Origin of the sequence: Robertmurraya sp., assembly GCF_036676585.1 — a bacterium.
In the GTDB taxonomy this organism is placed as follows: domain Bacteria; phylum Bacillota; class Bacilli; order Bacillales; family Cytobacillaceae; genus Robertmurraya_A.
Genome location: NZ_JAKFCQ010000072.1, coordinates 26,899 through 39,446, shown reverse-complemented (window position 1 = coordinate 39,446; position 12,548 = coordinate 26,899). Strand labels below are relative to the sequence as shown.

General features: G+C 41.7%; 13 protein-coding genes and 2 riboswitches. Of the genes, 5 read left to right on the top strand and 8 right to left on the bottom strand.

The annotated features are described in order from the left end of the window. The 8 genes from ACGLXV_RS10240 to cbiB all read right to left on the bottom strand — a co-directional run. Positions 1-851, bottom strand: an 851-nt coding sequence (locus ACGLXV_RS10240; RefSeq protein ID WP_391558494.1) for a cobyric acid synthase, incomplete at its 3' end; no start/stop codon positions are given. 199 nt (positions 852-1,050) lie between these two features. Further along, positions 1,051-1,671: a histidine phosphatase family protein gene (locus tag ACGLXV_RS10235; RefSeq protein ID WP_391558491.1), complete on the bottom strand. Its 621-nt coding sequence runs from the start codon at positions 1,669-1,671 to the stop codon at positions 1,051-1,053. A gap of 21 nt (positions 1,672-1,692) precedes the next feature. Further along, entirely contained in the window at positions 1,693-2,403 is a 711-nt protein-coding gene (locus ACGLXV_RS10230) for an ATP-binding protein (protein WP_391558490.1), read from the bottom strand. Further along, entirely contained in the window at positions 2,400-2,891 is a 492-nt protein-coding gene (locus tag ACGLXV_RS10225) for an ECF transporter S component (RefSeq protein WP_391558489.1), read from the bottom strand. The genes ACGLXV_RS10230 and ACGLXV_RS10225 overlap by 4 nt, the downstream gene beginning before the upstream one ends. Before the next feature lie 26 nt (positions 2,892-2,917). Then, on the bottom strand, positions 2,918-3,364 hold the full coding sequence (locus tag ACGLXV_RS10220) for a bifunctional adenosylcobinamide kinase/adenosylcobinamide-phosphate guanylyltransferase (protein ID WP_391558488.1): 447 nt from the start codon (positions 3,362-3,364) through the stop codon (positions 2,918-2,920). Next, the gene (locus ACGLXV_RS10215; RefSeq protein WP_391558487.1) at positions 3,330-3,938 is read right to left on the bottom strand and encodes a bifunctional adenosylcobinamide kinase/adenosylcobinamide-phosphate guanylyltransferase; all 609 of its coding nucleotides are present in this window, start codon (positions 3,936-3,938) and stop codon (positions 3,330-3,332) included. The genes ACGLXV_RS10220 and ACGLXV_RS10215 overlap by 35 nt, the downstream gene beginning before the upstream one ends. Continuing rightward, entirely contained in the window at positions 3,917-4,996 is a 1,080-nt protein-coding gene (gene cobD / locus ACGLXV_RS10210; protein ID WP_391558486.1) for a threonine-phosphate decarboxylase CobD, read from the bottom strand. Before cobD ends, ACGLXV_RS10215 begins: the two co-directional genes overlap by 22 nt. After that, positions 4,971-5,936 carry an adenosylcobinamide-phosphate synthase CbiB gene (gene cbiB, locus ACGLXV_RS10205; RefSeq protein ID WP_391558485.1) on the bottom strand — a complete coding sequence of 322 codons (966 nt, stop codon included), beginning with the start codon at positions 5,934-5,936 and terminating at the stop codon, positions 4,971-4,973. Before cbiB ends, cobD begins: the two co-directional genes overlap by 26 nt. A gap of 191 nt (positions 5,937-6,127) precedes the next feature. Beyond that, positions 6,128-6,314, bottom strand: a riboswitch (cobalamin riboswitch). Between the two features lie 273 nt (positions 6,315-6,587). Between cbiB and ilvD the strand changes: the two genes are divergently transcribed. From ilvD to ACGLXV_RS10180, 5 genes are all read left to right on the top strand, one after another. Next, positions 6,588-8,261, top strand: a complete 1,674-nt coding sequence (ilvD, locus tag ACGLXV_RS10200; protein ID WP_391558484.1) for a dihydroxy-acid dehydratase — start codon at positions 6,588-6,590, stop codon at positions 8,259-8,261. A gap of 181 nt (positions 8,262-8,442) precedes the next feature. Next, positions 8,443-8,549, top strand: a riboswitch (SAM riboswitch). Positions 8,550-8,622: 73 nt separating this feature from the next. Next, a complete protein-coding gene (locus tag ACGLXV_RS10195) occupies positions 8,623-9,636 on the top strand; it encodes a methionine ABC transporter ATP-binding protein (protein ID WP_391558483.1) in 1,014 nt (337 codons plus the stop codon). After that, on the top strand, positions 9,626-10,291 hold the full coding sequence (locus tag ACGLXV_RS10190) for a methionine ABC transporter permease (RefSeq protein WP_119709864.1): 666 nt from the start codon (positions 9,626-9,628) through the stop codon (positions 10,289-10,291). The genes ACGLXV_RS10195 and ACGLXV_RS10190 overlap by 11 nt, the downstream gene beginning before the upstream one ends. A gap of 97 nt (positions 10,292-10,388) precedes the next feature. Then, a complete protein-coding gene (locus tag ACGLXV_RS10185; protein ID WP_119709865.1) occupies positions 10,389-11,231 on the top strand; it encodes a MetQ/NlpA family ABC transporter substrate-binding protein in 843 nt (280 codons plus the stop codon). 63 nt (positions 11,232-11,294) lie between these two features. Next, the gene (locus ACGLXV_RS10180) at positions 11,295-12,380 is read left to right on the top strand and encodes an iron-containing alcohol dehydrogenase family protein (RefSeq protein WP_391558482.1); all 1,086 of its coding nucleotides are present in this window, start codon (positions 11,295-11,297) and stop codon (positions 12,378-12,380) included. Positions 12,381-12,548 lie beyond the last annotated feature (168 nt).

The following is a 12,548-nucleotide window of genomic DNA, read 5'->3' as shown; positions in this document are numbered from 1 at the left end:
AAGCGTACATGGCAGTCTTCTTCCGATAAGAATGGGTCAATATCTGTGAAATTTGATATTTTAGGAAATTGAATCACTGCAATATCTATTTCTTTCGCTGAATTTCTTTCTGTGCTGTATAGCTTTAGGGCAACGGAATCCTCTGCATCCACCTTCACGGTCGTATAAGGAACGACCCCAAGAACAGGCACCCCAGTATACTCGGTAAACCAATCAAGACCCGGTTCGAGTAAGCTTACATCTCCCCGGAACTTATTGATAATCACCCCTATCACTCGGTCCCTATCACTCTTTTCGATTAACTGAAGCGTTCCGACTAAGCTCGCAAACACTCCACCACGCTCAATGTCACCTACTAGGATGACAGGTGATTCCGTCATGTTCGCGACCCTCATATTTACCAATTCACGATCATTTAGATTTATTTCGGCTGGACTTCCCGCTCCCTCAATCACAATTCGCTCAAACTGTTGATCGAGTCGCTCGTACGCCTCTTTAATTAAGGTTAGCCCTTGTTGGAAAAAGTCTTGCCGATAAGCTCCAGCTTGCATATTTTTATACGGCTTCCCATGAACAACGATCTGTGCCTCGTAGTCCCTAGATGGTTTGATTAAAATCGGATTCATATCCGTTGTCGCTATTGTTCGTGCGGCTTCGGCCTGAACTCCTTGAGCTCTCCCAATCTCCTTACCATCCAACGTAATATAAGAGTTTAACGCCATATTTTGAGATTTAAATGGTGCTGTTTTATAGCCCATATCTGAAAAAATTCGGCAAAGCGCTGTTGATATCACGCTTTTTCCTGCATCTGAATGTGTTCCTTGAATCATAATGGATTGTGCTCTACGCATTGTTGTACCCCCTACATCATGAAATAAAAGTATTCTTCCATTTAAAACGATTCTTCCATTTTCCTTCAGTCGCGTACAGCAAGCTGTAAGAATATCTTCCATAATGCATTTACTCCATCGATAAAAATGGCACCAGGATTGCTTATAAAAAAACCTGGTGCCTATATGTCTCCTATAAAGTTTTACTTAGATGATTATATTATTGAACGGTTACTAGTGAGAGATGTTCTACACTCCCCTCAACCAGGAGCTTTCTTTCGCCTTTTTCCAGTCGTATCAAGGTTAAACTTGTTCCCTCACTGATGGGCGCAGACCAGAATTTTTTTAATGAAAGCTTTTTCACTATTGATAAAAAAGCCATGATGGCTACCCCATGAGTGACAATTAGCACTCTCCCTTCCACATACGTTCTTTCTATTTCCTGTAGAAAGTCTTCGACTCTAGTTATTACGTCTGTAAAGGTTTCCCCTCCATCGTTGTCATATCGCTCTGGAGCATTCCAATAATGATCATACTCCGATGGAAACTCACGATGAATTTCGTCATCCGTTTTTCCCTGCCATTTTCCTAGATGAATTTCCATTAAACGCGGATCTGTTGTCATGTTTGTTTCATTTGGCCGGATAAGCTTCGCGGTGGTATAAGCCCTTCCACTGGGAGAAGAGATCACCTCATCAAAAGGGGTATCAGCTAAGTACTCTCTTAACCGTTTAGCATCCTCCACTCCTTTTATTGTAAGGGAGGAATCGAGTCTGCCTTGCATACGCTTTTGTACATTCCATGAAGTTTGTCCGTGCCTAGCAATATATAAATCCACCATAATGGTCACCCCCTGTTCGCCTTAAAAAATCAATTCATGATAATAATGTCCAGAGAGTTCCTTCACCATAAGCCCTACTTCAGCTGGAAACGCAATCAGGAAGCAGGTAGATGGGCCAGAGGTTTTTTCTAAATTAATTACACTGGTCACGTCACTTTTTAAAAAATTTCGGTTTGAAAATAAACGATTCAATTCATACAGTATCCCTTTTGAACCAACAGGCAATAAGACAGCGTCATCTAGTTGTGAGAGCTCCTTCACTAACCGTAATGGAGCTACTTCTGTTTCCAGCTCTATTACCTCATTTCCAACAAGAGGAAGACCAATAACCGCCACTTTCGTATCTTTTAGAAAGGGAGTTGCACTCAAGGGAACCTGGCTTACTCTTTTTCCTAATACCGATAACCCGACGGCAGATTGGACAAGTGAAAAGTTACTTTCGGTGCTTCCATTGATCGGAATGTCTGGTACATCAAGTTCAAATAGACCTCTCGTAATTCCCTTTACGAGTCCTTCCCACGCATCCTCTCCACAGAAATTTTGAAGAATCACTGCTTCGGGAATAGCCCCCGCCGAGTAGCATTCCATCGCTGCCACACGAAAGGTATAATAACCAACGATATCGTAAGGAACCTGTACCGCATCGAGCTTTTTTAATCCGATCGCCCCGCTATTATCAGAAGCTACCACAAGGGTTTCTTTTCCCATTTTAAGTAATTGGACATCTCTCATTTTTGAAATTTCCCCGCTACTGCTGGTTTCATTATGCTAGCTAATCGAGGAGCAACGATCACAGCTAAAACGGTATTAAGGACAGATGCAATCAGTAAAGATGGAACCATACTAATATAAAATGCTTTTGATATTAAAAAGATAAATGGCAGTGGAGCTGCAAAGGTATTACCAAGCACGAATAAAATAGATGCCGTCCACTTGCTGCCTTTTTGATAAAGATAAGCAAACATCCATGTAAGCATTGCCATTTCGATTGCGATTAAGAAATGCATAGGTCCAAGAGGCATTCCTCCAATTAACGCAGATACCATATGTCCTAATCCACCGACGATCGCACCAGGGATTCCTCCTAAAAGCGCGGCAGCAACGATTGCTGGAAACGAATCAAGCGCGACACTTCCGATAATTGCTGGAATTTTTATCCCACCACCTACAACTGTTAAAGCGATAAATACGGCCATCCAAGTTACTTTTGCCACCTTCATTTTTTCTTCCTCCTTTTGGATTGTAATCACTTAATGCGTTGACCAATTCCGTACCAGATATGATCCACTCGATCACATAATTGGACCGTATCCTGAAACGTCCATCCCGCATCATCGCGCCATTTTCGATCCATTTTTTCAACAGGTACAATCCCTCTTGTAATATCTGAACCAATAATTACGACCTTTCTTTTCCAACCTTCCTTTTCCCAACGATCCCATTTTAATAGTGCCTCTTTCCATATGCTTCTGACAGTATCGGATTCATGTTGAAGCGATAGCTCCCTGATCCAATACTCTATTCCTTCAACCACTACTAAGGAGACAACAGAATCTTCGTTAAGCCAGTCATAATACGAGCATTCATAAGCCTTTATCCAACTTTCTCCTGAATACTGACACATATCGTAATGGCTACGTACCCACTCGGCTTTTCCGTTACACGCCCCTCCCATCACGAAATGCAACGTCATCACCCTCCTTTTTCATACAAATTGGAACTCCTGCTTCAACGAGATACGCTTCCTTTGCCATTGCAACGACCTGTTGATTTAGCCTGCCAAGGATCTTTGCATACACAAGAACAAGGTCGCTTGAGCGTATCGGTTCATTCAAGATTTCATTACTAACGACGATGAGGGTATGACAATTTTTCTGTATCGAAAGTATCCCCTCAATGATCGAATTCTTGATCTCCTCATGAAAAGACGGGTCCATCAGCCTCTCCTCGGTTCGAAACAAACGATTGTTTAATAGATTGGTTAGGCAATCAAAGAGCACAATATCATTCGCCTGAAATACAGTTGAGAGGTTATGTAAAAAATAAGGTTCCTCCCACGTTTCCCAGTGTTGCTCCCCTTCATTTCTTTGCTGTTGATGCCTTTTAATTCGGTCCTTCATTTCCGCATCAAAAGCAACTCCAGAAGCAATGTAATGGAGATTTCCGTGAGTTTTCATTGTGAGCTCCATGGCCGTTTTCTCAGCAAAACTGCTTTTTCCACTTCTAACACCACCACTGATAAATATCAGCTGTCCACCTTCCGCCATTCACTCATCACCTCTAATAACCTTTCGTGCTCAGTTGGCCCCTTAACCGCCAGTCGCAGCCACTTTCCGTCAAGTCCAGGAAAATTCATCGTATGTCGTGGAATCATCCCCTTTTCCATCAAAAAACGAAAAAACGGAAATTGGTCGGAGACTTTCGTATCTTTTAGCAAATAAAAGTTTACAGTTGATGGGGAATAAGAGAACTCCTGTTCACGATAAAAAGACTGTAGCTTCTCCCGCTCCTGATTTATCAATTGAATGGTTTGTTCTACATAGTCACTTTCTGACAAACACCATTCACCCACCTTCATAGCTATCGCATTCACACTCCAATGCGGTTTGCTTAGCCTAATCTTTGCTAGCAGGGCTTCATTGGCAATTAAGTATCCAAGGCGGATTCCTGGAATGCTGAACATTTTTGTCATGGAACGAAGAATGATCATATTTCCGCCATGTTGGAGACAGGAAACGGTTGATTCGTACCCTTCTATAAAGTCGTAAAAGGCTTCGTCGACGATGAGAAAGGTTTCGTATTTGGCACATTCACGTGCAAGAAGCTCAATTGTTTGTTTCGGAAAAAACATTCCCGTTGGATTGTTTGGGTTGCACAGAAATACAGCGTCTACTTCACGTAAGTTCACTAGTAATTCATTTAAACGTAATTCCCAGCTTTCTACATCCATCAAGTGATAGCGCACCTCACATTGATTCACTCGGCATGCTTCTTCGTATTCGGAAAAGGCTGGTTGTACGATAAGCACTTTTTTACCAGTGAGCAGTCGTCCGACCAAAGAAATAAGCTCCGCCCCTCCATTACCAACTAAGATTTGCTCGTTTCTTACTCCTTCTTTCTTTGCAAGCAAACCTGTTAGTCTTTCTGCCGTTGGATCCGGATAATCAGAAACAAGCGGTAACAGCTCATTCCACCTGTCTTTTACTATGGTTGGTGGACCGAGCGGGTTAATATTGGCACTAAAGTCAATCACTGATTCAGGCATTTGGAGATGAAGTGCTTCATATAAAAATTGAGGATTAGATCCGTGCGTAGGCCACTTCAACGATCATCCCTCCAATCCATAATAAAAGTAAAAATGTGAGTACGGTTCGAGTTAAAATGCCATTGGTTTGCAATATATGCTCTCCAGTAACAGGAAAATAGGGTTCTCCCATTTTTGCTCGATCGGAGCGAATGCCCTTGTAATAATTGATTCCTCCGAGTTGAATTCCAAGTAAGGCAGCCACAGCTGCTTCTCCCCATCCACTGTTTGGGCTCGGATGTTTTTTTGCATCACGAAGAACGATTTTTGCTGACTCTTTTACCGAGGATCGGACAGGCTTATTGCTAAAGAGCATACAGATGGAGGTTAGGCGACTTGGTATCAAATTTAACCAATCATCAAGCTTCGCCGACGCCCAGCCAAACTCCATGTATTTATCATTTTTATAACCCACCATCGAATCACAAGTATTGACCGCACGGTACAGCATCGCGAGAGGTGCACCACCGAGTAACGCCCAAAATAAGGGAGCAGTTACTCCGTCACTTGTGTTTTCTGCGACCGTTTCAATTGTCGCGCGAACCACACCTTGTTCATCAAGTTGATCCGTGTCACGCCCAACGATATACGATAGCTTGTGACGAGCTTCCACGAGATCTCCCTTTTTTAACGGACCGTACACCGTCATAGCTGCTTCCTTTAAGCTTTTTTGAGCGATCGTCGTCCATATGATCACCGCTTCAACCACAATTCCGACCATGAAATGAACATGATAAGCTAGCATCGTAATTAGAATCGTAATCCCCACGACGAGCAGGAGAAGCGTAACCACCATAGCGAGTCCCTTCCATTTTTTCCGCGTCCCTTTATTCCAATTTTCTTCAATCTTATAGATCAGTGTTCCGATCCACTTCACCGGATGAGGCCAACTAACAGGATCACCAAGAAGCAAATCAATAAAATAAGCAATTGTCATTGCCAATAAATGTTGAAGAAACATGGGTAACCCTCCTTTTTAGACATTTAACAAGTTGGTCAGTTTCCACCCGAAGAAAGCCTTTGTTGCGTAGCAACACCAGCTTGGGGAAGGTGAAACTACATAAAAAAAACATCTCCATCCGAAAATGGAGATGTTGGAATAAGCTTCTTCCTTATGTAAGAAACCGACCACACCACCTATCCTCGTAGGTACACGGTGTCAAGATATAGTCAGGTTTCCTGGCTCATGGTCATTGCTTTCTGCACCTTCCCATGCAATTCTTTATTGCACAGTGGTTCTTTACAGTATGCTCCCATTTACAGTGGCGGGACCGCATTGGACTTTCACCAACTTCCCTAGACTTCTAAAAAGAAGTACGCCTATTCTTGCTCATATATACTTTTCATATCTTAATACTAATCTTGTAAAAAGGGAATGACAAGGCAATTACTAACATTAATTTTTTCATTGTGACAAATCGGAAACGCCATACTACTATCACTATAAGAACATTAAAAAGCAACAAAACAGTACGAATGAGGGTAACTTTTAAAATCTACCATATAATTGTTTTGTCATCTTTCTTTACAAGTCTCCTTCTATTTGTTAAAATTTTTTAATAATTTAAAACATTAAAACCATTGGTTTTTGATAGATTGGGAGGGAATTATTTTGGCAGAATTAAGAAGTAATATGATAAAAAAGGGATTTGATCGCGCACCACACCGAAGCCTTTTACGTGCGGCTGGGGTAAAAGAAGAGGATTTTGGTAAGCCGTTTATCGCGGTAGTTAATTCCTACATTGATATCGTGCCAGGACATGTGCACTTACAGGAGTTTGGAAAAATTGTAAAAGATGCTATCCGTGAAGCGGGCGGAGTTCCATTCGAAATGAACACAATTGGTGTAGATGATGGAATCGCGATGGGTCATATCGGAATGCGCTACTCGCTTCCAAGCCGTGAAATTATTGCTGATTCAGTTGAAACAGTAGTAGCTGCTCACTGGTTTGATGGTATGGTTTGTATCCCGAACTGTGACAAAATCACACCAGGTATGTTAATGGCATCACTTCGTTTAAATATCCCTACTGTTTTCGTAAGTGGTGGACCGATGAAGGCTGGAGTAACTAGCGATGGCAAAAAGATCTCACTTTCTTCTGTATTTGAAGGTGTAGGTGCATACCAAGCTGGAAAAATTGATGACAAGGGACTTTTAGAATTAGAACAGTTCGGCTGTCCTACATGTGGATCTTGTTCTGGTATGTTTACAGCAAACTCGATGAACTGTTTAGCAGAAGCCCTTGGATTGGCTCTACCTGGTAATGGAACGATTTTAGCTGTAGCTCCTGAGCGTAGAGAATTCGTTAGAAAATCAGCAACTCAGTTAATGGAACTAATCGAAAAGGATATTAAGCCTCGTGATATCGTAACGGAAAAAGCAATCGATAACGCATTTGCTCTAGATATGGCTTTAGGTGGTTCTTCGAATACTGTGTTACACACTTTAGCTCTAGCTCATGAAGCAGAGATTGAATACCCAATCGGTAGAATCAATGAAGTAGCAGCACGTGTACCTCACTTATCTAAGCTTGCTCCAGCTTCTGATGTGTTTATTGAAGATTTGCATGAAGCGGGCGGAGTTTCTGCAGTTCTAAACGAGTTATCTAAGAAAGAAGGAGCCCTTCACTTGGATACATTAACAGTTACAGGGAAAACACTTGGTGAAAATATTGCTGGCTGTGATGTTAAGAACTATGATGTGATTCATTCCATTGATAACCCATTTAGCGAAAAGGGTGGACTTGCAGTATTATTTGGAAACCTTGCTCCAGACGGTGCCATCATTAAAACAGGTGGAATCACTGGTGGAAATCGTCATGAAGGACCTGCTGTTGTGTTTGATTCACAAGACGAAGCTCTTCACGGCATTGCGAACGGAAAAGTTAAAGAAGGCGACGTTGTAGTGATCCGTTACGAAGGTCCAAAAGGTGGACCTGGTATGCCTGAAATGCTAGCTCCAACTTCTCAAATCATGGGAATGGGACTTGGCGCGAAGGTTGCTCTTGTAACAGATGGACGCTTCTCTGGTGCTTCACGTGGATTGTCTATCGGTCACGCATCACCGGAAGCTGCTGAAGGTGGACCATTAGCGTTTATCCAAAATGGAGATCAAATTATAATCGATGTTGACGCTCGTTCCATGGACGTTGTTTTATCTGACGAAGAATGGGCAGAGCGTAAAGCAAACTGGAAAGGCTTTGAACCAAAGGTGAAAAAGGGTTATCTAGCTCGTTATTCGAAGCTTGTAACATCTGCTAGCACCGGTGGAGTTATGAAAATCTAATTTTACTCAATGGCACCCATTCACTTTTTGTGGATGGGTGTTTTTATCTTTTTTTAAAATTTTTTCCGCTTACAGCCTCAGTTATGTAAGCGTTCCCCATACATCCTTCTACCAAAAACAGCTGTTGACACTTCTCACCTATTAGATTTATGATTCATGTAACAAATTTAATAAGACCTTTTACTTATCAAGAGCGACCGAGGGATTAGGCCCTATGACGTCCGGCAACCTCCATTTCATGGAACGGTGCCACTTCCTACAGAATGATTCCATTCTGAAAGATAAGTCGTATATATAACGATGCCTCTTTCTGATTGGAAAGAGGCATTTTTGTATTTTTATAGTTTAAGGGGTGACAGAGATGATCGAAGTAAAAGATTTGGTGAAAGTCTACCAAACGAAAAAAGGTGAAGTAACCGGTGTGGACCATGTGTCACTTACCGTGAATAAAGGCGAGATTTTTGGAATTGTTGGCTATAGTGGTGCGGGCAAAAGTTCTTTGTTACGCTGTCTGAATTTATTAGAGGCTCCGACTTCAGGCGAAATTAAGATCGATGGTGTTTCCCTTACTTCTCTTGGGAAAAAGGAGCTTCGGAGCGCTCGTCAAAAAATCGGGATGATCTTCCAACACTTCTATCTCGTAAGCTCAAAGACTGTTTTTGAAAACGTAGCATTTGCTCTAAAAGCGGCTCATAAATCAAAAGCAGAAATTGATGTACGAGTAACAGAGCTACTTGAAATGGTCGGTTTGTCCGATAAGCGTGATGTGTATCCGTCTCAGCTAAGTGGTGGACAAAAACAACGTGTAGGGATTGCGAGAGCATTAGCGAATAACCCCTCCGTTCTCCTTTGTGATGAAGCTACCTCTGCCCTAGACCCGAGCACGACCAAATCAATTTTATCTTTGTTAAAAAAGATTAACCAAGAGCTAGGGTTAACGATTGTACTGATCACACATGAGATGGAAGTCGTAAAAGAGATTTGTGATCGAATGGCTGTTATGCAGGACGGTCGAATAGTTGAGGAAGGGCAAGTGTATGATTTGTTCTCACATCCAACAAACGAACTTACGAAGGAATTCATTAATACAATTCTTCAATTTGATTTACCAGAACACTTACTAACTTCAAGCAAAGGAAAGATTGTGAAGATCCATTTCCGTGGGGCGATTGCAGAGGAGTCAGTGATTTCAGATGCGCTACAGAAGTTCCAAGTGAAGGGCAATATTTTACACGGCAAAATCGAGTACATAAAAGAGACCCCTCTAGGGATTTTCATTATGGAGCTTACTGGAGATCATGCTGAAGTAGAAAAAGCCCTGCAGTACATTACATCTCGAACAGAAAGTTTGGAGGTGATCAGAGATGCCGCTTGATAGCTTGATAGAGTTGCTACCTGATTTAAACAAAGCCTTTTTTGAAACGATTTATATGGTGGGAATATCGATTGTGGTAGCCATGATTGTCGGCTTGCCTGTGGGAGTACTATTGTTTGTTACCGACCGCGGATTATTTTTAGAGAATTCCCTATTTAATCAGATTGTGGGATTTTTAGTGAACATGATTCGCTCGGTTCCGTTTATTATCTTACTCATTGCCCTTTTGCCATTGGCAGACTTGATCGCTGGATCAACAATCGGGCCAACTGCCGCTTCTGTTTCACTCTCAGTAGCTGCGATTCCTTTCTTTGCAAGGTTGGTAGAACAGTCACTGCGTGAGATTGATAAGGGAGTCATTGAAGCAGCGGTCGCGGTCGGGGCTTCCCCGTGGATGATTATCAAGGAGGTTCTTCTGCCAGAAGCAAAACCAGGGATTATCCAAGGCGTGACCATTACGATTATTAGTTTAGTCGCTTACTCAGCGATGGCTGGTATCGTAGGTGGAGGCGGTGTTGGAGATCTAGCCATCCGGTTCGGGTACTACCGATACGACAACACGGTCATGATCACCACCGTTATCATCCTAATCTGCTTAGTCCAGCTCATCCAATTTTTTGGTGACCGACTAGCAAAAGCAGTAAACAAAAGATAAATCACATGTAAGCACTGTCCACTCCAGACGGACAATAATGCACCAACTGTCCACGAAGGGTGACAGACACCATAAAACTATTGGGGGAATATTTACGATGAGAAAGTTATTTTTGAGTTTTGTAATTTTGATTTCTATTGCAGCTCTTGCAGCTTGCGGCGGAAGTTCTGAGGAGGCATCTTCTTCTGAGGAAAGTGCGACTACGAAAAAAGAAGTGAAAATTGGAGCAACATCTGGTCCATACAGCGACATGGTATCAAACGCGATTAAGCCGTTATTAGAGGAAAAAGGCTATGAAGTAGAAGTAGTAGAATTCAGTGACTATGTTCAACCAAACCTTGCGTTATCAAAAGGTGACCTTGATGCAAACCTATTCCAGCACAAAATCTACATGGAAAACTTTGCAAAAGAAAATAAGATTGAACTTTCTGATGTGATTTCAGTACCAACCGCACCAATGGGAATCTACTCTAAGACGTTTACTTCTATCGATGAGATCGCTGATGGCGCTGCTATTGCGATTCCTAATGACCCAACAAACGCAGCAAGAGCTTTCTTAATTTTAGAAGACCTCGGTTTAATTAAATTAAATGCTGATGCTGACCCATTAACCGTTTCTGAAAAAGACGTAGAAAACAATGTAAAAAATCTTGTATTCCAACCAATTGAAGCAGCTCAGCTTCCACGTGCGGTTGACAGCGTGGACCTTGCTGCTGTACCAGGAAATTTCGCATTAGCGGCAAAAATGGACTTACTTGACGCATTGCAACTTGAAAACATGCCTGATCAATACCGCAACCGTGTGGTAGTAGATACAAAGAATATTGATAGTCAATTTGCGAAAGCCCTGAAGGAAGTCGTAGAATCGGAAGAATTTGAAGCTATTATCGATGAAGATTTCCAAGGCTTCGGAAAACCGGAATGGATGGTAAATCGCTAATTGAAGAACTAAAAAACAACGCCGTTTTTCCGGCGTTGTTTTTAATAGAAAGGATTGAGGACAGTGACAAAATTAGAAGTTCGTGGTGCTCCCTCCTATTATGCATGTTATGAGGGTTCGTTAAACGACCTAGAAAATTTACTTCTCTCCAATTCAATTAATCATTGCTTAGTGATTCATGGAGAAGAATCTTGGAAAGCAGCTTCATCCTATTTACCAGAAATAACCAATGTAGGGCTTACCTTTGTTCCCTATCATGGTGAGTGCTCATTACATGAAGTACAAAGAATCTCAACGATAGCCAATGGCACAAGTATCGACGCTATTATTGGAATAGGAGGAGGGAAAGTACTAGATCTTACAAAGGCAGTGGCACACGAAACAAACACGGAAGCCATTCTCATTCCGACACTTGCCTCCACCTGCTCTGCTTGGACACCATTGAGTGTGTTTTATACAGACGATGGTGAATTCACTCATTACACCATTTTTCCGAAAAGCACACTTATTGTTTTAATTGAGCCTAGTATTATTCTTCATTCACCGGTTAAGTATGTCCGAGCAGGAATTGCAGACACATTAGCCAAATGGTACGAAGCCGATGTGTTAGTACGTGAATTACAAGATCAACCGATATCTGTAAAAATTGCCCATCAAAGTGCAAGACTATGTCAGATTGTTTTACTAGAACATAGCCAAGCAGCATTAGAAGCGATGGAAGAAAAAACATCGTCTCCAGCTTTTCTTCAAGTAATTGAAACAATCATCGTAGCAGGTGGTTTGGTCGGTGGCTTCGGAGACCGTTACGGGAGAATCGCTGCTGCCCACTCAGTACATAATGGACTAACAGTTGCTCCGGAAACTCATCATCTTCTTCACGGTGAAAAGGTAGCATACGGCATTCTTGTTCAGCTTGTACTCGAGGGAAATTTAGAGGAGGTTGCCTCTCTTCTTTCTTTTTATAAATCCCTAAAGCTTCCTATTTTACTAAGGGATCTTGGGTTATATAACTCTGAAAAACTTACGCCTATCGCCGAGAGGACAGTAGCAGCTGGAGAGTCCATTCATTACTTGGAGAAAAACTTTACTTCAGACGATATATTAACCGCTATTCTAACACTTGAAACATTTGTTCATCCCCTTGTCTAACAGGACAACGGGGATTTTTTTCAAGGGAAATGTATCCAAATAGAACTTTTTTATTCAATGTTCACAAAATGTTACCAACTATTATTATCAATTTTTAGTACCTAGTAATATATATCACATCATTTTCCCATACTACATGCTAGAATCTAATGGAGATTAAAAGAAATG

Excerpts from the sequence above, each read along its gene's own strand:
- ACGLXV_RS10225 (WP_391558489.1), bottom strand. The coding sequence starts at position 2,891 with ATGAAGGTGGCAAAAGTAACTTGGATGGCCGTATTTATCGCTTTAACA.
- ACGLXV_RS10190 (WP_119709864.1), top strand. The coding sequence starts at position 9,626 with ATGCCGCTTGATAGCTTGATAGAGTTGCTACCTGATTTAAACAAAGCC.
- cbiB (WP_391558485.1), bottom strand. The coding sequence starts at position 5,936 with ATGTTTCTTCAACATTTATTGGCAATGACAATTGCTTATTTTATTGAT.
- ACGLXV_RS10185 (WP_119709865.1), top strand. The coding sequence starts at position 10,389 with ATGAGAAAGTTATTTTTGAGTTTTGTAATTTTGATTTCTATTGCAGCT.
- ACGLXV_RS10215 (WP_391558487.1), bottom strand. The coding sequence starts at position 3,938 with ATGGCGGAAGGTGGACAGCTGATATTTATCAGTGGTGGTGTTAGAAGT.
- ACGLXV_RS10195 (WP_391558483.1), top strand. The coding sequence starts at position 8,623 with ATGATCGAAGTAAAAGATTTGGTGAAAGTCTACCAAACGAAAAAAGGT.
- ACGLXV_RS10220 (WP_391558488.1), bottom strand. The coding sequence starts at position 3,364 with ATGACGTTGCATTTCGTGATGGGAGGGGCGTGTAACGGAAAAGCCGAG.
- ACGLXV_RS10235 (WP_391558491.1), bottom strand. The coding sequence starts at position 1,671 with ATGGTGGATTTATATATTGCTAGGCACGGACAAACTTCATGGAATGTA.
- ACGLXV_RS10230 (WP_391558490.1), bottom strand. The coding sequence starts at position 2,403 with ATGAGAGATGTCCAATTACTTAAAATGGGAAAAGAAACCCTTGTGGTA.